Source organism: Mesorhizobium sp. RCAM 05099 (assembly GCF_059683685.1).
The window spans coordinates 3,697,940-3,716,373 of sequence record NZ_CM185035.1 but is presented as its reverse complement, the minus strand read 5'-3'; the positions used below and the strand labels follow the sequence as shown (position 1 = coordinate 3,716,373).

16 protein-coding genes are annotated in these 18,434 nt (G+C 63.2%); 9 read left to right on the top strand and 7 right to left on the bottom strand.

What is annotated here, in order from left to right; genetic code table 11:
- Positions 1-250 precede the first annotated feature (250 nt).
- Positions 251-1,708, top strand: coding sequence for an NCS1 family nucleobase:cation symporter-1 (locus AC56QQ_RS18180; protein WP_497122893.1), 1,458 nt, complete (start codon positions 251-253; stop codon positions 1,706-1,708).
- Between the two features lie 33 nt (positions 1,709-1,741).
- On the opposite strand, the gene AC56QQ_RS18175 is transcribed toward AC56QQ_RS18180, so the two are convergent.
- The 5 genes from AC56QQ_RS18175 to tpiA all read right to left on the bottom strand — a co-directional run bounded on the left by AC56QQ_RS18175 (position 1,742) and on the right by tpiA (position 6,830).
- Positions 1,742-2,281, bottom strand: coding sequence for a DUF1697 domain-containing protein (locus AC56QQ_RS18175; RefSeq protein WP_497122892.1), 540 nt, complete (start codon positions 2,279-2,281; stop codon positions 1,742-1,744).
- A gap of 25 nt (positions 2,282-2,306) precedes the next feature.
- A complete protein-coding gene (gene pyrG / locus AC56QQ_RS18170) occupies positions 2,307-3,944 on the bottom strand; it encodes a CTP synthase (protein ID WP_497122891.1) in 1,638 nt (545 codons plus the stop codon).
- A gap of 138 nt (positions 3,945-4,082) precedes the next feature.
- A complete protein-coding gene (locus AC56QQ_RS18165; RefSeq protein ID WP_497122890.1) occupies positions 4,083-5,204 on the bottom strand; it encodes a L,D-transpeptidase in 1,122 nt (373 codons plus the stop codon).
- A 211-nt stretch (positions 5,205-5,415) separates the two neighbouring features.
- Positions 5,416-5,892 (bottom strand): preprotein translocase subunit SecG, encoded by a 477-nt coding sequence (secG, locus tag AC56QQ_RS18160; protein WP_489861579.1) that lies wholly within the window; start codon positions 5,890-5,892, stop codon positions 5,416-5,418.
- A 170-nt stretch (positions 5,893-6,062) separates the two neighbouring features.
- Complete coding sequence (gene tpiA, locus AC56QQ_RS18155) at positions 6,063-6,830, bottom strand: triose-phosphate isomerase (protein ID WP_497122889.1); 768 nt, start codon at positions 6,828-6,830, stop codon at positions 6,063-6,065.
- 144 nt (positions 6,831-6,974) lie between these two features.
- On the opposite strand from tpiA, the gene AC56QQ_RS18150 reads away from it, so the two are divergent.
- From AC56QQ_RS18150 to AC56QQ_RS18130, 5 genes are all read left to right on the top strand, one after another.
- Positions 6,975-8,867: a SurA N-terminal domain-containing protein gene (locus AC56QQ_RS18150; protein ID WP_497122888.1), complete on the top strand. Its 1,893-nt coding sequence runs from the start codon at positions 6,975-6,977 to the stop codon at positions 8,865-8,867.
- The gene (trpD, locus tag AC56QQ_RS18145) at positions 8,864-9,874 is read left to right on the top strand and encodes an anthranilate phosphoribosyltransferase (RefSeq protein WP_497122887.1); all 1,011 of its coding nucleotides are present in this window, start codon (positions 8,864-8,866) and stop codon (positions 9,872-9,874) included. The genes AC56QQ_RS18150 and trpD overlap by 4 nt, the downstream gene beginning before the upstream one ends.
- A 3-nt stretch (positions 9,875-9,877) precedes the next feature.
- Positions 9,878-10,726, top strand: a complete 849-nt coding sequence (gene trpC / locus AC56QQ_RS18140) for an indole-3-glycerol phosphate synthase TrpC (RefSeq protein ID WP_497122886.1) — start codon at positions 9,878-9,880, stop codon at positions 10,724-10,726.
- A 66-nt stretch (positions 10,727-10,792) separates the two neighbouring features.
- Positions 10,793-11,275: a cyclic pyranopterin monophosphate synthase MoaC gene (gene moaC, locus AC56QQ_RS18135; protein WP_497129041.1), complete on the top strand. Its 483-nt coding sequence runs from the start codon at positions 10,793-10,795 to the stop codon at positions 11,273-11,275.
- Entirely contained in the window at positions 11,275-12,480 is a 1,206-nt protein-coding gene (locus AC56QQ_RS18130; protein ID WP_497122885.1) for a molybdopterin molybdotransferase MoeA, read from the top strand. Before moaC ends, AC56QQ_RS18130 begins: the two co-directional genes overlap by 1 nt.
- Before the next feature lie 47 nt (positions 12,481-12,527).
- Here the strand turns inward: AC56QQ_RS18130 and AC56QQ_RS18125 are convergent, their stop codons facing one another.
- Positions 12,528-13,358, bottom strand: coding sequence for a hormone-sensitive lipase (locus AC56QQ_RS18125; protein WP_497122884.1), 831 nt, complete (start codon positions 13,356-13,358; stop codon positions 12,528-12,530).
- A 318-nt stretch (positions 13,359-13,676) separates the two neighbouring features.
- Here AC56QQ_RS18125 and AC56QQ_RS18120 point away from each other — a divergent pair, with 318 nt between their 5' ends.
- Positions 13,677-15,302 carry an AMP-binding protein gene (locus AC56QQ_RS18120; protein WP_497122883.1) on the top strand — a complete coding sequence of 542 codons (1,626 nt, stop codon included), beginning with the start codon at positions 13,677-13,679 and terminating at the stop codon, positions 15,300-15,302.
- Positions 15,299-16,135 carry a tryptophan 2,3-dioxygenase gene (gene kynA / locus AC56QQ_RS18115; RefSeq protein WP_497122882.1) on the top strand — a complete coding sequence of 279 codons (837 nt, stop codon included), beginning with the start codon at positions 15,299-15,301 and terminating at the stop codon, positions 16,133-16,135. Before AC56QQ_RS18120 ends, kynA begins: the two co-directional genes overlap by 4 nt.
- A 4-nt stretch (positions 16,136-16,139) precedes the next feature.
- Here the strand turns inward: kynA and kynU are convergent, their stop codons facing one another.
- On the bottom strand, positions 16,140-17,387 hold the full coding sequence (kynU, locus tag AC56QQ_RS18110; protein ID WP_497122881.1) for a kynureninase: 1,248 nt from the start codon (positions 17,385-17,387) through the stop codon (positions 16,140-16,142).
- 161 nt (positions 17,388-17,548) lie between these two features.
- On the opposite strand from kynU, the gene AC56QQ_RS18105 reads away from it, so the two are divergent.
- A complete protein-coding gene (locus AC56QQ_RS18105) occupies positions 17,549-18,283 on the top strand; it encodes a GntR family transcriptional regulator (RefSeq protein WP_497122880.1) in 735 nt (244 codons plus the stop codon).
- Positions 18,284-18,434 lie beyond the last annotated feature (151 nt).

The window sequence follows — 18,434 nt, the reverse complement described above, 5'->3', positions numbered from 1 at the left end:
AAAAAGAAAGATCCGCTTAAAAAAGATTGGTGGCAAAAAACGGGCAGCCTTCGACCCTCGGTTCGGCAAATTCGAATCGCCGTCGCAGGCATGCCAGCACCCAGCTTACCCCTGCTGATAAGCTCGGTTCTGATTGAATATCTTTAAGGCCAAAGCCGGCAAATGGGTTGGTTGCCGGTTCCCCTGCGTCAGGCTTAACTTGCGCGGCCAACACGCGAAAGCGCGTGGCCATCAAGGGGAGGACATCGCAGTGACCATACAAGGCGCATCGCCTGACCTGTACAACGAGGATCTCGCTCCGGCGACGGTCCGCAACTGGGGACCATTCTCGATCTTCAACGTCTGGACATCGGACGTCCACAGCCTCTGGGGCTATTATCTCGCGGCCAGCCTGTTCCTGTTCTGCGGCGGCTTCGTCAACTTCATCATCGCCATCGGCATCGGTTCACTGATCATCTATGCGTTGATGAACATGGTCGGCTATGCCGGCGTGAAGACCGGCGTGCCCTACCCCGTGCTTGCCCGCGCCTCCTTCGGCATCTGGGGCGCCAACATACCGGCGCTGGTGCGCGCCATCGTCGCCTGCTTCTGGTACGGTGCACAGACAGCCGCCGCCTCCGGCGCCATCGTAGCGCTTTTGATCCGCTCGCAATGGTTTGCCGACTTCAACCTCAGCACGCATTTCCTCGGCCATTCCGCACTGGAGGTGATCTGCTTCGTCGTCATCTGGGCGCTGCAGTTGCTGATCATCCAGCGAGGCATGGAGACAGTGCGCCGTTTCCAGGACTGGGCGGGGCCGGCGGTCTGGGTGATGATGCTGATCCTGGCGGTCTATCTCTGCGTCAAGTCCGGAACCTTCGCCTTCACCAGCGATATCCCGATGGACGTGCTGAAGGAGAAGACCAGGGACGCAGGTGTGCCTGGAGAACCTGGCTCGTGGACCGCGCTCTTCGCGGTGGCCGCGATCTGGGTCACCTACTTCTCGGCGCTCTATCTCAACTTCTGCGATTTCGCCCGCTACGCACCCGACCAGGCGTCACTGCGCAAGGGCAACATCTGGGGCCTGCCGGTTAACCTCATCCTGTTCTCGCTGGTTGCCGGCGTCACCACCATAGCCGCCTATGACGTCTACCACGAAGTGCTGCTGCACCCCGACCAGATCTCGGCCAAATTCGACAGCTGGTTCCTGGCCGCGCTGGCCGCCCTGACCTTCGCGGTAGCGACGCTCGGCATCAATGTCGTCGCCAACTTCGTCTCGCCGGCCTTCGACTTCTCCAACGTCTTTCCGCGTCAGATCGACTTCAAGAAGGGTGGCTACATCGCGGCACTGATCGCGCTTGTGCTCTATCCCTTCGCGCCATGGGAAGGCAGTGCGGCCTCCTTCGTCAACGTCATCGGCGCGACGATGGGACCGATCTTCGGCGTGATGATGGTCGACTACTATCTGATCCGGAAGGGCGAGGTCGACGTCGAGGCGCTTTATCGCGAGGACGGAGAGTTCCGTTTCCAGGGCGGCTGGCACGTCAATGCCTTCATCGCCGCTGGCATCGGCGCCATCTTCTCGTCGATCCTGCCCAACTTCACCAACTGGCTGCCGTCCTGGTGGGGCGTCTATGGCTGGTTCTTCGGCGTCGCCATCGCCGGCACCATCTACTACGTGCTGCGCACCGCCGCCGTGGGCGCCGGCGCCAAGACAGCAAAAGCCTGACAGGCATCGTAAGGGGCGGCGCAATGCCGCCCCTTATGCGCCAACCATCTCGGCCAGTTTGCGCACAGTGTTCCAGTTGCGCGAGGTGCCGATGCCCAGGCGCTTGTGGCTTGTCGCCGTCAGAAGCCGTGAATTGGGCGTGGCGCGGGAGAAGAAAATCCAGATGTCGCCGCCGACCGCCTGGATCTTTTCACCCACGCCGACATAAGATCTGAGCGTGGCGATGGCTTCCTCGGGCACCGGCTGCCGCATCACCCGCACCGCCACCTGATCCGCCGCGGCGGCCGATTCGACCGCGAACGGATTGCCGGCCGCAAGCCTCAGCCAATCGGCCGCGCCGCGTACGATGATGTCGACATGGCGGTCGAAGGCACTCTCGAAGGCTGCCTCCAGCCGCTCTTCAAGGTCGGCGATTTCCGTCACCGGTGCTTCGAAGACCAGATTGCCCGTCGCCACCAGCGTACGGACATTCTTCAGGCCAAGGCCTTCCGCCATCGCCTTGAGGTCGGACATGACAACCCGGCGCCCCTCGCCGAGGATGATGCTGTAGAGAAGCGCGACATAGGTCTGCATGAAGCGCGGTCTCGCCTGGCCGTGCCTAAACCAGGCGCGATTGCTCCACCGCCGCCTCGATGAAGCTGGCGAACAGCGGATGCGGATCGAGCGGCCGGCTTTTCAGTTCCGGGTGATACTGCACGCCGATGAACCAGGGATGATCGGGATATTCGACCGTTTCCGGCAGCACGCCATCAGGCGACATGCCGGCAAACACCAGACCGCAATCCTCGAGCCGCTCCTTGTAGTCGATATTGACCTCGTAGCGGTGGCGATGGCGCTCGGAAATCTGCGTGTCGCCATAAATCTCGGCAATCTTGGAGCCTTTGGCGAGATCGGCCTGGTAAGCGCCGAGCCGCATCGTGCCGCCGAGATCTCCGGTTTCCCGGCGCTTCTCCAGCATGTTGCCCTTCAGCCATTCAGTCATCAGGCCGACGACCGGCTCCTTGGTCGGGCCGAACTCGGTCGACGAGGCATGTTCGACACCGGCCAGGGAACGCGCCGCCTCGATGCAGGCCATCTGCATGCCGAAGCAAATGCCGAAATACGGTACCTTTCGCTCGCGCGCGAATTTCGCCGCCAGGATCTTGCCTTCGGAGCCGCGCTCGCCAAAGCCGCCGGGAACCAGGATGCCATGCACCTTTTCCAGCCACGGCGCCGGGTCTTCCTTTTCGAAGATCTCCGATCTGATCCAGTCGAGCTTGACCTTGACGTGGTTGGCCAAGCCGCCATGCGAGAGCGCCTCGATCAGCGATTTATAGGCGTCCTTGAGGCCGGTATATTTGCCGACCACGGCGATGGTGACCTCGCCTTCCGGATTGTGGATGCGGTTGGACACCGCCTGCCAGGGCTCCATGCGCGGCTTCGGCGCCGGATCGATGCCGAAGGCGGCGAGCACTTCCGAATCGAGCCCCTCCTTGTGATAGGCCATGGGCACGTCATAGATGTGCGGCACGTCGAGCGCCTGGATCACGGCGCTTTCGCGCACATTGCAGAACAGCGACAGCTTGCGGCGCTCTTCCTTGGGAATGGCGCGGTCGGCGCGGACCAGCAGGATGTCGGGCGCGATGCCGATGCCGCGCAGTTCCTTGACCGAATGCTGGGTCGGCTTGGTTTTCAGCTCACCCGCCGTCGGGATATAGGGCATCAAGGTCAGATGCACGTAGACGGCGTTGTTGCGCGGCAGGTCGTTGCCGAGCTGGCGGATCGCCTCGAGGAACGGCATCGCCTCGATGTCGCCGACCGTGCCGCCGATCTCGCAGAGCACGAAATCATAGTCGTCATTGCCGTTGAGGACGAAATTCTTGATCTCGTCGGTAACGTGCGGAATGACCTGCACGGTCGCGCCGAGATAGTCGCCGCGCCGCTCGCGCTCGATGATGTTCTTGTAGATGCGGCCGGTGGTGATGTTGTCTTGTTGATTGGCGGAGCGGCCTGTGAAGCGCTCGTAATGGCCAAGATCGAGATCGGTCTCGGCGCCGTCATCGGTGACGAACACCTCGCCGTGCTGGTAAGGCGACATCGTGCCCGGATCGACATTGAGATAGGGATCGAGTTTTTTGATGCGTGCGCGATAGCCTCGCGCCTGCAAGAGAGCCCCAAGGGCCGCTGCGGCAATGCCTTTTCCAAGTGAGGAAACCACGCCGCCTGTGATGAATACATATCGCGCCATGGGAGTCATCGCTTAACGCGGCCGGATTGATTCCGCCAGAGAAAAAACCACCGCGAAGGTTTTTTCCCAAGAAGGCGCCGAAGGGGTGGACGAGGCAAAACAAAAGGGCCGGCAAGGCCGGCCCTTTCGGCATGATGGGTGCAGGCGTCAGATGATGACGACCTTGGTGCCGACCTTGACGCGGCTGTAGAGGTCCATGACGTGCTCGTTGATCATGCGGAAGCAGCCGTTCGAGGCGCTGGTTCCGATCGACTGCGGCGCGATGGTACCGTGGATGCGCAAATGCGTGTCCTTCTTGCCGTCGTAGAGATAGATGGCGCGCGCGCCAAGCGGGTTCTGGCCACCGCCAGGCATGCCATCCTTGTACTGGGCGTAGTGCTTCGGCTCGCGCTTCTGCATGTCCAGGGTCGGGATCCAGCGCGGCCATTCCTGCTTGTCGCCGACCGCGACCGTACCCTTGAACTGCAGGCCTTCGCGGCCAACCGCAATGGCGTAGCGGCGAGCCGTCGAAGATGATTCGACGAGATAGAGGCGCCGCGCACTGGTGTCGATGACAATGGTGCCGGCATCATAGCCGGTGAATTCCACGTCCTGCGGCACGAATTCCGGCTTCACCTTGAACTGCTTCTTGGCTTCCCTCTTGGCGAGAGCCTGGTCGAGAGCACGAGTCTCGGGAAGCAGCGACATCGAGGAGGAAGACGAAGTGCCGCCGAAGAGGCCGGCGAACAGGCCGCCGGTCGGCTGCTTCTGGCCGACGACCTCGCTGCGCAGTTCGCCATTGTTGCCGGTCAAAGCCACATTCATGGCCTCGGCCGGGAGTGGCTCGGCCGACTGGATCGGTTCGATCGGCTCAATCGGCTCGATCACCTTGGCGGTCTTCTTGGCTGGCTTGGCGTCAGCCACCTCGGTTGCAGACTCTCTCTGGCCCCTCTTGGCCGGGAATGCCTGCCGTTCCGCGTCGGCCTTGGCCTTCGCCGCTTCGCGCATCGCCAGCTTCCTGGCTTCGAGCGCCCTGGCTTTGGCGGCTTCCTTGTCGGCAACGATCTTGGCCTCTATCTTCTTGATCTGGGCGAGATCGTCCGGGGTCGGGTTTTTCTTCTTCTTGAGAAGCTTCAATTGCGCCGCATCACTCTTGGCGGCGACGTTGATGGCATCGGTTTTATCAACCGACTGATGTGCGGCCATATTTGCCGGCATGCCGGCGAAGGCCGGGGAACTGATGCCGAGTGCGGCGCAAAGTCCCAGGAAAATGAAGCTGCGAAGCTGCATGGCGAAGATCCGATCGTTCAATGCTTGTTGCCCACGGCGTCGCCCGGCGCCCCCCAAGGACGCCGAAAATGCCGCGCGCAATCTATAGTCGAATAAGCGCGGACGTCTCAAGCGCGAGGCCGCGCCGCAGCCGCTCGAATCTTCGTGATCATGCTGCATTTGCCGCGACTGTGTTCAAACGACAACAGGCCGCGGCAGCAAATGTCGAAGGTTACTGGTTCGGAACCTGCGGGGTCGCCGGTGCTGCAGGAGTGGCGCCGTTGGCCGCCGGCGGCGTCGAACCGGCGGCAGGGGCCGTGGCCGGAGCAGTCGCCGGAGGCGTTGTGGCCGCGTCGTTGCCGGAAGGTGGCGTCGGCTTGGCGTTGCCAGCGGGCGCCGGAGTGGTCGTGCCAGGCAGTTGGTTGAGCACGCCCTTGCCAGCGCCGTCCGAGCTCGCCGGCACGCGGTCGAGGATGTCGATCGGCTTCTCGCCGTAACGGGCGACGATCGACAGTGTCAGCGATGTGACGAAGAAAGCCGCCGCCAGGATCGCCGTCGCGCGCGTCAGCGCATTGGCCGCACCACGCGCGGTCATGAAGCCCGAGCCACCACCGATGCCAAGGCCGCCGCCTTCGGAGCGCTGCAGCAGCACCACGCCGACAAGGGCGAGCACGACCATGAGATGGATGACGATAAGTACGGTTTCCATAGTTTATCCTGGCAAGGCCTTGCCCGGCCGCGGACACGACCGGTGAATTGGAGGCGGCTCAATACAATGCTTTGACGGCATTTCCAAGCCCGTGGCCGGAATATGGGAAGCAACACCTGCTTTGCAACGATTTCCAGCGCCATCAGCCCCGTTCGGCGCGGTCGGTATCCCTAGGAGATGTTGCGATAGGCCTCGGCGATGCCGAGGAAATCCGCCGCCTTCAGGCTGGCGCCGCCGACCAGGGCGCCGTCGACATTCCTGACGCCGAGCAGTTCAACCGCATTGGACGGCTTGACCGAGCCGCCGTAGAGAATGCGCATCTTCGCCGCGACGCCGCCAAGCTTTTCCGACAGCTTTTCGCGGATATGTTCATGCGCTTCGGCCACATCGGCGGCGGTCGGCGTCAGGCCGGTGCCGATCGCCCACACCGGCTCGTAGGCGATGATGGTGTTGGACGCGGTGGCGCTCGGTGGCACCGAGCCGGCGACCTGCCGCGACAGCACCTCGAGCGTGGCGCCGGCTTCGCGCTGTTGCTGGGTCTCGCCAATGCAGATGATGGCCACAAGTCCGGCGCGCCAGGCGGCGGAGGCCTTGGCCTGGACCGTGGCGTCATCCTCGCCCCGCTGCTCGCGGCACTCGGAATGGCCGACGATGACATGGGTCGCGCCGGCATCCTTCAGCATTTCGGCCGAAATACAGCCGGTATAGGCGCCGCTTTCGTTTGTGTGACAATCCTCACCGCCAGCATGGACCGGGGTGCGCGACAGGATCTCGGCGGCGTGGGCAAGCAGGGTCGCCGGAACGCAGACCAGCGCTTCGGTTTCCGCATCAAGCCCGCTCATGAAACCATTGCCGATCATCCTAAGCTCGTTGAGCGAGGCGCTGGTGCCGTTCATTTTCCAGTTGCCGGCGACGAGCGGGCGAATTCCTGGCGTCATGGGTTTGCTTCTCCGGGCGATATTCGGCTCTGGCCCTCACTACCAAAATCAGGCCACAAAGCAATCGACAGTGGACCGGAAGGGCGCTATTGCGCTTGTTTCAGACTCGGCGCACGCGAAAATGCGCATAAATCGGAAGTAACGATGCTTGGTATATTGAGAAACGCGGCAGGCACCTGGGTCGCGAAGACGCTGCTTTCGCTGCTGGTGGTCAGTTTCGCCGCCTGGGGCATTTCCGGACGGCTGATGGGCGGTTTCGCTGGCCATGATTCGGTGATCACCGCCGGCGGCACCAAAGTGTCGATCAACGAATATCGCCTCGCCTATGATCGCCAGCTCAGCGTCATGTCGCAGCAGTTCGGCCAACGTCTCACCCACGAGCAGGCGAAGGCGCTTGGCGTCGACAATCAAGTGCTGGCACAGCTCGTTTCAGGTGCCGTTCTCGACGAACAGGCGCGCAAGCTGGGCCTCGGCCTGTCCAAGGACCGGCTGGCCGAGCTGACACGCGAGGACCCGGCATTCAAGGGGCCCGGCGGCCAGTTCGACAAGAGGACATTCGAATACATGCTGCGGCAGATCGGCATGCGGCCTGAGGATTATCTGAAGAACCGTGCCCAGGTTGCGGTACGCCAGCAGATCGTCGAGGCGGTCTCGGATGGCCTTAAGGCGCCGGACACCTTCTTCAAGGCGGTTGCGCTCTATCGCGGCGAAGATCGCACCGTCGACTATCTGACCTTGCCGAAGACGCTGGTCGAGCCGATCGAGGCGCCGAGCGACAGTGTGCTGTCGGCCTATTTCGAGGCCAACAAGAAAACCTACGCCGCACCCGAGTACCGCAAATTCTCCTATGTCCGGCTCGAACCGGCGGACATCATGGATACGACCGCGGTCACCGACCAACAGGTCAGCGACGACTACAACAAGAACAAGGCGCGCTACACCACGCCGGAGCAGCGCACCATCGAGCAGCTCGTGTTCAAGACGCCGGATGCGGCAAAGGCCGCGTTCGATTCGCTCAAGGCGGGTGCGACCTTCGACAAGCTCGTCGCGGCCGAGGGCAAGACCCCGGCCGATACTCTGCTTGGCACGCTCGCCAAGGACAAGATCGCCGACAAGGCGATCGCCGACGCGGCTTTCGCGCTCAACGCCAACGAAGTCAGCCCCGTGGTTCAGGGCACCTTTGGCCCGGTGCTGCTGCGCGTCACCGAGATCAAGCCCGAAGTGGTGAAGCCGCTGGCTGAAGTGTCCGACCAGATCCGCAAGGACCTGGCGCTCGGTGAGGCAAGCCGCATCCTTCTGGATGTGCACGACAATTATGAGGACACCCGCGCCTCGGGCAGTTCGCTGGCCGACGCCGCCGCCAAGCTGAAGCTCAAGGACGTCACCATCGACGCCATCGATCGCAGTGGTCTCAAGCCGGACGGCTCCATCGTCAAGGACCTGCCGGAATCACCGGAGCTGATCAAGGCCGTCTTCGACGCGGAACCCAACACTGAGAACGACGCTCGGACCACGGCGGACAATGGCTTCATCTTCTATGAGGTCAGTTCGATCACGCCGGCGCGCGACCGGACGCTGGACGAGGTTCGTCAGAAAGTCGCCGCCGACTGGACGGCGGCCGAAACGACCAAGCGGCTCGCCGCCAAGGCAGGTGAACTCGAAAAGCGGCTCAAGGCCGGCGCCACGCTCGACGTCATCGCCGGCGACCTCAAGCTGGAAAAGCAGACCAAGCGCGGCTTGAAGCGTGAGGTCGACGATGCCGATTTCGGCAAGGAGGGCGCCGCGGTCATGTTCGGCGTCGGCGAAGGCGGCACCGGATTGATCCCCTCGCCTACCGGCGATGGACAGATCCTGTTCAAGGTCGCCGAAGTGTTCGAGCCCGCGGGCGCCGAGGCAAGCTCGGTGCCGGAAGACGCGCAGAAGTCCTTCACCTCCGGCATGTCGGACGATCTGCTCGACCAGTTGGTGGCGCAGTTACAGACGCAGTACGACGTTCGCATCGATCAGGCCGCCGTTGCCCAAGCCTCGACAAGATGAGCGCGCTGAAAACCCATATCGCCAAGGTCGCGGGCGGGACCGCCCTTTCCTTTGAGGAAGCGCGTGAAGCCTTCGACATCATCATGTCGGGTGACGCGACCCCTGGCCAGATCGGCGGCTTCCTGATGGCGCTTCGCGTGCGTGGCGAGACGGTGAGCGAGATTTCTGGCGCCGTCGCCACCATGCGCGCCAAGATGCTTCGCGTCGACGCGCCCGCCGGCGCCATCGATATCGTCGGCACCGGCGGTGACAATTCGCACAGCGTCAACATTTCGACGGGATCGGCCTTCGTCATCGCCGGCAGCGGCGTCCCGGTCGCCAAGCACGGCAATCGCGGCCTCTCCTCGCTAACCGGTGCGGCCGATGTCCTGACCGCGCTCGGGGTCAAGATCGACATTCCGCCGGAGACGATCGGCCGCTGCATCCACAAGGCCGGCGTCGGCTTCATGTTCGCACCGGCGCACCATCCGGCGATGAAGCATGTCGGCCCGATCCGTGGCGAGCTCGGCACACGCACCATCTTCAACCTGCTCGGCCCGCTGTCCAATCCGGCCGGCGTCGTCAGGCAGATGGTTGGCGTGTTCCTGCCGGAATGTATCATGCCGGTCGCCGAGACATTGAAGGCGCTGGGCACCGAACATGCCTGGGTCGTTCATGGCGACGGCTATGACGAAATCACCACCACCGGCGAGACGCAGGTGGCGGAACTGATCGGTGGCGAGATACGCAGCTTCACGCTGACGCCTGAAGCCGTTGGGCTGCCGCGCCACACCAAGGATGAGTTGCGCGGCGGCAACGCGGCCTACAACGCTGGGGCTTTGCGCGATATGCTCGGCGGCGCTGCCGGCGCCTATCGCGACACCGTGTTGATGAATGCTGGCGCCGGACTTGTGGTGGCGGGCAAGGCGACGACGCTTGTTGACGGCATAGCGGCGGCGGCGCAGGCCATAGACAGCGGCCGGGCGTTGCAGGTGCTCGACCGGCTGATCGAGATTTCGAACGGATAGAGCGTGTCTGACATTCTTCGCAAGATCGAGGCCTACAAGCGCGACGAGATCGCGGCGGCCAAGGCACGTGTGCCGCTGGCCGAGATCAAGGCACGCGCAAGAGACGCCGACGCACCACGCGGATTTCTGGCCGCGCTCGAGGCGAAGCGCAGGTCAGGCAGCTTCGCCCTGATCGCCGAGATCAAGAAGGCGAGCCCTTCCAAGGGCCTGATCCGTGCGGATTTCGACCCGCCGGCACTGGCGCAGGCCTATGCGAAAGGCGGCGCCGCCTGTCTTTCGGTGCTGACCGACGCGCCGTCCTTCCAGGGCGCGCCCGAATTTCTCACCAAAGCGCGCGCCGCCGTCGCCCTGCCCGCGCTGCGCAAGGATTTTCTGTTCGATCCCTACCAGGTCTATGAAGCCCGTGCATGGGGCGCGGACGCCATCCTGATCATCATGGCCAGCGTCGACGACACCCTGGCGAGCGACCTCGAATCGACGGCGTTCGATCTCGGCATGGATGCGCTTGTCGAAGTGCATGACGAGGCCGAGACGCAGCGCGCACTGAAGCTGTCGTCGCGGCTGATCGGCATCAACAATCGCAATTTGAGAACGTTCGAGACCAACCTCAATACCTCCGAGCGGCTGGCGTCGATGGTCCCGGCCGACCGTTTGCTGGTCAGCGAGAGCGGTATCTTCACACATGACGATTGCCTGAGACTGCGAAAGAGCGACATCGCTACCTTCCTTGTCGGCGAAAGCCTGATGCGGCAACAGGACGTCACTGCGGCGACGCACATGCTCCTGACGGGCAAGGCGCCGGATGCATCGGCCCGAAAATCGGAATCGATTTTCGGAGAGCACGATGCATAGATTCAAAGTGATAGAGCGTACTTTGTGCGTCCGAATGGACGCACGTCGCTCTATGGCGATCTGACGATGGCGGCCGCCCTCACCCATCTTGGCGCGCAGGGCGAGGCCAACATGGTCGATGTCGGCGACAAGGCGGAGACGATGCGCACGGCGATCGCCGAGGGTTTTGTCTCGATGCAGCCAGAGACGCTGGCAATGATCCTCGCGGGCGACGCCAAGAAAGGCGATGTGCTCAGCACCGCGCGCATCGCCGGCATCATGGCGGCCAAGAAGACGCATGAGCTGATCCCGCTCTGCCATCCGCTGCTTCTGACCAAGGTCTCCGTCGACATCGAGCCGGACCATGCTTTGCCGGGTCTGAAGGTCATCGCGCTGGCGCGTGTCACCGGCAAGACGGGCGTCGAGATGGAAGCATTGACCGCCGCTTCGGTTGCCTGCCTGACCATCTACGACATGGCCAAGGCGGTGGACCGCGCCATGGTCATCTCCGGCATCCGGCTGGTCGAAAAGACCGGCGGCAAGTCGGGCGACTACAAGGCAGGCGCCTGATGGCGCTGGTTCCGGTCGCCGACGCGCTCGAGCGCCTGCTGGACGGCGCCGTGCCGCTGGCAAGCGAAAGCGCTCCACTTTTCGAGGCTGTGGATCGCGTGCTGGCGGAACCGGTTGTCGCGCTTCGCACCCAGCCGCCCTTCAACGCCTCGGCCATGGACGGCTACGCGGTCCGTGCCGCCGACGTGGCGTCGGTGCCAGCGCGGCTTTCCGTGATCGGCATGGCACCGGCCGGGCGCGGCTTTGACGGCACGGTTGGCAAGGCCCAGGCCGTGCGCATCTTCACCGGTGCACCGCTGCCTGACGGCGCCGACACGATTGTCATCCAGGAGAATGTCCGGAATCTCGGCGGCGGCAACATCGAAGTGACCGAGCCGACAGCCGAATGGCGCAACATCCGCCGCATCGGCCTCGACTTTTCGAAGGGTGACGTCCTGCTTGAAAAAGGCCGCTTGCTCGATCCGGCGGCGCTGTCGCTGGCGGCATCGGCCAATCATCCCCGAGTGAGCGTGGTGCGACGACCGCTGGTCGCCATCATCGCCACCGGCGACGAGCTGTTGCCGCCTGGCAGCGAACTCGGGCCGGACCAGATCATCTCGTCCAATGCCTATGGCGTCGCCGCCGCCGCGCAATCGGTGGGCGCCCGCGCGCTCGATCTTGGCATTGCAGCCGACCGCAAGGAGGCCATCGCCGCGTTGGTCAAGAAGGCGGTCGCGGCCGGTGCGGATGTCATCGTCACCCTTGGCGGCGCATCGGTCGGCGACCATGACCTGATCCATGACGTGCTGACGGGCGAAGGCATGCAGCTCGGTTTCTGGAAGATCGCCATGCGTCCCGGCAAACCGCTGATGTTCGGACGCCTCGGCGAGATCAGGTGCGTCGGCCTGCCCGGCAATCCGGTGGCAAGCCTGGTTTGCTCGCAATTGTTCCTCAAGCCGCTGCTGGCGCGGCTTGGCGGCCGCAATTATCGTCAGGACATACGTACGGCCCGACTGGGCACCGCAATGCCGGCCAATGATCTTCGCCAGGACTATGTGCGAGCCGTGGTCCAGGAAGATGCCGACGGGCTGGTTGCGACCCCGTTCAGCATCCAGGATTCCTCGATGCTGAGGATGCTGGCCGACGCCAATGGGCTGATCGTGCGGCCGCCATTTACCCCCGCGGCCGCGGCGGGCGAGGCTTGCAGCGTGCTGATGCTACGTTGAATGAATCCAACATAAGCCATTAACAACAATACGAAAATGAACTCGTCCTATTCCGAGATCAAGGTCCGGGTCAGCGGATGAGCCGGATCGGCAAGGCCGTCGACAATGCTGTAATGATGCTGGTCGGGCTCGACCACGGTGCTGGTCGTGGCGCCAAGGCCGGTCCAGATGTTGGCAAGCAATGCGTTCTGGCGCAGGAACTCGGCGCGCTCGCCACCACCGGCCCAGCAGGTGATGCGGACACCATCCATGGGGCGCAAAAGAGCCGGGCTCTCGGTCAGCGCCTCATGTTCATCGATCGCCAGTGTGGCGTTCATCTCGGTCAGCATGATCGGACGCAGGTCATGGACGCCTGAAATCGACACGACGTGGCGGATACGCCGCGCGACATTGGTCGCCAGTGGCGTGGTTGTCGTCACCATCCGGCTGGCAAGATGTCCGCCAGCCGAATGCCCGGTCAACATTAGCGGTCCGTCGACCATTTCTGCCGCCTTGGCGATCGCCGCCCCGATTTCCCCGACGATGCCGGCGATGCGTGCTTCCGGGCACAGCGTGTAGGAGGGCATCGCCACGGCGAAGCCGCTGCTGACCGCGCCATTGGCGAGATGCGACCAGAAACTCTTGTCGAACGCCATCCAGTAGCCGCCATGGATGAACACCACCAGCCCCTTGGGCGTGGCGCTGGGAAGGAAGAGATCGAGCCGATTGCGACGTCCTTCGCCATAGGCGATGTCGAGCCGTGCCCGGCCCTCTGTCGAAAGTGCATTGCGAAACGCTTGCGCCGGTTCGACCCAGGCCGCCGGCCAGCGGTCGCTGCCGGCGATGTTCGCGCCGTTGGCATAGGCGCCGTCCCAATCGACAATGTGACGCTCGAGCACTGGCACCCTCCCCCAAACGGCATCGTTTTTCAGCGCTAGCAATGGCCACCGCAGCGCCTTGCGTCAATGCTTCCACGCAAAACATTTTAGGCTTGAAACAAATTTCGACTGGTGCGATCCTGCCTGACGAACAGCCGACAAAATGGGAGGTCTGCTGTGCGGCCCGAACCCTGCGGATGCTCACCCTGTCCGGGTTGGCGTCGAGCGAGGTGCGACCGGCGGCACGAAGCCTCCTCTTAAAAAGCAGGACCTTCAGATCCACCATATCCGGCCAGGCGCCTTGCGCACTGGCCAGGCAGCAGACGGGATAGCGGCGACATGCTAGGGCCTTCAGCGCATATCGACACGTTCACGCGCGATCACCTGCCGCCGCCGGAGCAATGGCCGGACTTCCTGCTCGACGGTTTTGATTATCCCGAACGCCTCAACGCCGGCGTCGAATTGACCGACAGGCTGGTCGAGAAAGGCCTCGGTGACCACACCGCGCTGATCGGCAACGGTCGCCGCCGCACCTACAAGGAACTGTCCGACTGGACGAACAGGCTGGCCCATGCGCTGGTCGAAAATTACGGCGTCAAGCCGGGCAACCGGGTGCTGATCCGTTCGGCCAACAACCCTGCCATGGTGGCTTGCTGGCTGGCAGCCACCAAGGTCGGCGCCGTGGTCGTCAACACCATGCCGATGCTGCGCGCCGGCGAGCTTGCCAAGATCGTCGACAAGGCGGAAATCACCATCGCGCTCTGCGATACCAGGCTGATGGACGAGATGGCCGCCTGCGCCAAGGATAGTGCGTTCCTCAGACAAGTCATCGGCTTCGACGGCACCGCCAACCATGACGCCGAACTCGATCGCGCGGCCCTCGACAAGCCGGTTACCTTCACCGCCGTCAGCACCGGCCGCGACGACGTCGCCCTGCTCGGCTTCACCTCGGGCACGACCGGCGTGCCGAAGGCGACGATGCATTTCCACCGCGACCTGTTGATCATCGCCGACGCCTACGCCCGCGAGATTCTCCAGGTGACGCCGGACGACATCTTTGTCGGCTCGCCGCCGCTCGCCTTCACCTTCGGCCTTGGCGGGCTCGCCATCTTCCCGCTGCGCTTCGGCGCGGCGGCAACGCTGCTCGAGCAGGCAACGCCGCCCAACATGATCCACATCATCGAGACCTACAAAGCAACCATCTCCTTCACCGCGCCGACCGCCTACCGCGCGATGCTGAAGGCCATGGATGAGGGTGCCGACTTGTCATCGCTGCGCGTCGCCGTTTCGGCCGGCGAGACGTTGCCAGCTCCGGTTTTCGAAGAGTGGACGCGAAAGACCGGCAAGCCGATCCTCGACGGTATCGGGGCCACCGAAATGCTGCATATCTTCATCTCCAACCGCTTCGACGACATGAAGCCGGCGTCGACCGGCAAGCCCGTGGGTGGCTACGAGGCGCGCATCGTCGACGAAGAGATGCGCGAGGTGCCGCGCGGCGCGACTGGCAGATTGGCGGTACGCGGGCCGACCGGCTGCCGCTACATGGCCGATATCAGGCAGAAGGACTATGTGCGCGACGGCTGGAACCTCACCGGCGACACTTTCACCCAGGATGAGGACGGCTTCTTCCATTTCGCCGCGCGCTCCGACGACATGATCATCAGCGCCGGCTACAACATTGCCGGGCCCGAGGTCGAGGCGGCGTTGCTGTCGCATCCTGATGTCGCCGAATGCGCGGTGATCGGCGCCGAGGATGCCGAACGCGGCCAGATCGTCGAGGCGCATGTCGTGCTGGTGCAAGGCGTGGCGCCCGATGCCTTGACCACCAAGCGCCTGCAGGACCATGTCAAGGCAACGATCGCCCCCTACAAATACCCGCGATCGGTGAAGTTCATCGCCGCCTTGCCCAAGACCCTGACCGGCAAGATCCAGCGCTTCCGGCTGCGCACGGAGAAAATCAATTGAGCGAGCCATACGATCCGGCGTCCGAAGGCGCACAGATGTCGTTCACGGAACGCATGTCCTACAGCGACTATCTGCACCTGGAGAAGGTGCTCGACGCGCAGACGCCGTTGTCGTCCGCGCATGACGAGATGCTGTTCATCATCCAGCACCAGACCTCGGAATTATGGATGAAGCTCGCGCTTCACGAGCTCGGTGCCGCGATCCGCTCCATCCGTGCGGACCGTCTCGAGCCGAGCTTCAAAATGCTGTCGCGCGTCGCCCGTATTTTCGAGCAGTTGAACAACGCCTGGGACGTGCTGAGGACGATGACGCCCAGCGAATACACCGAGTTCCGTGACGCGCTCGGCCAGTCCTCTGGCTTCCAGTCCTGGCAAAATCGCGCCATCGAATTCACGGCCGGCAACCGCAACCCGGCCATGCTCGGTCCGCACAAGCACCGGCCGGACCTCAGCCGGAAGCTGGAGGCTATCCTGGCCGAGCCATCGCTCTACGACGAAGCGCTGCTGCTCTTGGCGCGCAATGGATTCGACATCGGCGCCGACGCCAGGCGCACGGACTGGCGTGAGACACGCACCGAGAATGAAGAGGTTCTGGTGGCCTGGCAGACCGTCTACCGCGACCCGCAGCGCTACTGGATGTTCTATGAGCTGGCCGAAAAACTGGTCGACTTCGAGGATTATTTCCGCCGCTGGCGCTTCAACCACGTCACGACAGTCGAGCGCATCATCGGCATGAAGCGCGGCACCGGCGGCACGTCGGGCGCGTCCTATCTGAAGAAGATGCTGGAGGTCGTCCTGTTTCCGGAGCTCTGGACGGTTCGCACCCGGCTCTGACTTCTCAAGTAACGGCCGTTTTGACCGCGAAGCGAGCATCCTGCCAAGCGCCGGTGCGCAGGATATCTTCCAGCACCTCGACCGCCTGCCAGACATCCTTGTAGCCCACATAGAGCGGCGTGAAGCCGAAGCGGATGGTCGACGGCGCGCGGAAATCGCCGATCACGCCACGCTCGATCAACGCCCGCATCACCTGGTAGCCATGCGGATGAACGAACGACACCTGGCTGCCCCGCTCATTGCCATTGCGCGGACTTTCGAGTTCGAGGCCGTAGGCGCCGCATCTGGCTTCGACGAGCTGGATGAACAGCTCGGTCAACGCAATGCTTTTCTTGCGCACCGCCGCCATGTCGACCTCGTCCCAGAGGTCCAGCGCGCCCTTGAGCGCCCGCATCGACAATACCGGCTGCGTGCCGCACAGGAACCGGCGGATGCCGACGCCAGCCGCATAGCCCTGTTCGAAGGCGAAAGGCCGCGCATGGCCCCACCAGCCGCTGAGCGGCTGGCGGACATCGCCATGGTGGCGCTTTGCGGCATAGATGAAGGCCGGCGAGCCCGGGCCGCCATTGAGGTACTTGTAAGTGCAGCCGACAGCGAAATCGGCATTGGCGCCGTCGAGCTCGACCGGCAAGGCACCCGCCGTGTGGCAAAGGTCCCAGACGATCAGCGCGCCGGCTTGATGGGCCTTGCGCGTCAGCGCCGCCATGTCGCGCAACTGGCCGGATTTGTAGTTGACGTGGTTGACCAGGATGACGGCGACGCGCTCATCGATCAGCTCTTCGATGGTTGGCGCATCGACGCCCTCGAGCCGCAGCACAGTGCCCGGTCGCGTCGATGCCACGCCTTCGGCCATATAGAGGTCCGTTGGAAAGCTGTCGCCCTCGGCGACGATGACCGACCGGTCTGGCCGCATGCCAAGCGCCGCGTGAAGCACCTTGTAGATGTTGATCGAGGTCGTATCGCAGACCACCGTCTGGCCAGCCGCGGCGCCAATCAGGCGTCCGAGCTGGTCGCCGAGCGCGACCGGCATGTCGAACCAGCCGGCGGTGTTCCAGGCACGGATGAGGTCCTGCGCCCATTCTTGTGTCGCGGCCTTCTGGATCTCGTTGAAGACGGCCGGTGAAGCGGCACCCAGCGAATTGCCGTCGAGATAGATCACCCCTTCCGGCAAGACGAAGCGATTGCGCATGGAGCGCAGCGGATCCGCGGCATCCAATGCCTCGATTGTTGCGAGATCGGGAATTGCATTCATGATCGATTGTCCTCCGCGCACACGCGCGCCCAGATGAACACGACAGGTGAAATCGGCCGGCCGATCATGCGCAGTCTGCCGGATTGTGTCAAACATTATATATAATTTACACCACAGAAGATTTTCATATATAATTGATGCGCTGTGCGCGGATGGCAACGATGTTGGATGATGGACACTCGAAGACTGAAGCGGCCTACAGGCTGCTGCGCCGCGATATCCTCACGACCCGCCTGAGACCCGGCGCGCCGCTCAAGCTCAGCACGCTGCGCAATAGCTATGGCATCGGCTGGACACCGTTGCGCGAAGCGCTGTCGCGACTGGAGGCGGAGCGCCTGGTGACTTCCATCAGCAATCGCGGCTTCGCCGTCGCTCCGGTCTCGCGCGCCGAACTCGAAGATCTGTCACGCGCCCGGTTGGTGATTGAGCTGCCTCTGCTCCAGGAATCGATCGAGAAGGGCGGCCATGAATGGGAAGATGCCGTCGTCACGGCCCACTACCGGCTGTCGCGCTGCAAGACCGCGGTTGATGACCCTTCAGATGAAGTGGTCGACGGATGGGATGAAAAGCACGAGGCCTTCCACGCGGCGCTGCTCAGCGCGGCAACATCCCCCTGGCTGCTCAACTTCCAGTCCACCATCGCGGATCAGTTGCGTCGCCATCACCGCTTCCTGGGCCTTGCGCCAACGTTGCGGGCGGCCACCGGCCAGTTGCATGGCTATGAGGAGGCCATGGAGGCGTTGCGACGGGCTGTCGCGATCGAACATCACACTGCGCTCATGGAAGCAGCGCTGGATCGTGACATCGAACGCGCGAAAGCGCTGATGACGGTGCACATCGGCTATACGCTGCATGTCTATGTCCATGCCGGTGACGGCAGCCCAAACAGGCAATGAGGTAGACGAACTGAGGCAAAAGCCGATATAGGAATTTCTTGGGCAAAAGTTGGCGTTTTGGCTTCGTTTCGTTCACGGCGGGCGAACGACTGGTGAAAGTGAAAAAGCAGCTTCCCGACGTCTCTGGGCGACTGAGGCCAAGCCTCGGCAC

Coding starts and splice junctions, on each gene's coding strand:
- AC56QQ_RS18175 (WP_497122892.1), bottom strand. CDS start 2,281: ATGCAGACCTATGTCGCGCTTCTCTACAGCATCATCCTCGGCGAGGGG.
- pyrG (WP_497122891.1), bottom strand. CDS start 3,944: ATGACTCCCATGGCGCGATATGTATTCATCACAGGCGGCGTGGTTTCC.
- AC56QQ_RS18165 (WP_497122890.1), bottom strand. CDS start 5,204: ATGCAGCTTCGCAGCTTCATTTTCCTGGGACTTTGCGCCGCACTCGGC.
- secG (WP_489861579.1), bottom strand. CDS start 5,892: ATGGAAACCGTACTTATCGTCATCCATCTCATGGTCGTGCTCGCCCTT.
- tpiA (WP_497122889.1), bottom strand. CDS start 6,830: ATGACGCCAGGAATTCGCCCGCTCGTCGCCGGCAACTGGAAAATGAAC.
- AC56QQ_RS18150 (WP_497122888.1), top strand. CDS start 6,975: ATGCTTGGTATATTGAGAAACGCGGCAGGCACCTGGGTCGCGAAGACG.
- trpD (WP_497122887.1), top strand. CDS start 8,864: ATGAGCGCGCTGAAAACCCATATCGCCAAGGTCGCGGGCGGGACCGCC.
- moaC (WP_497129041.1), top strand. CDS start 10,793: ATGGCGGCCGCCCTCACCCATCTTGGCGCGCAGGGCGAGGCCAACATG.
- AC56QQ_RS18130 (WP_497122885.1), top strand. CDS start 11,275: ATGGCGCTGGTTCCGGTCGCCGACGCGCTCGAGCGCCTGCTGGACGGC.
- AC56QQ_RS18120 (WP_497122883.1), top strand. CDS start 13,677: ATGCTAGGGCCTTCAGCGCATATCGACACGTTCACGCGCGATCACCTG.
- kynU (WP_497122881.1), bottom strand. CDS start 17,387: ATGAATGCAATTCCCGATCTCGCAACAATCGAGGCATTGGATGCCGCG.
- AC56QQ_RS18105 (WP_497122880.1), top strand. CDS start 17,549: ATGTTGGATGATGGACACTCGAAGACTGAAGCGGCCTACAGGCTGCTG.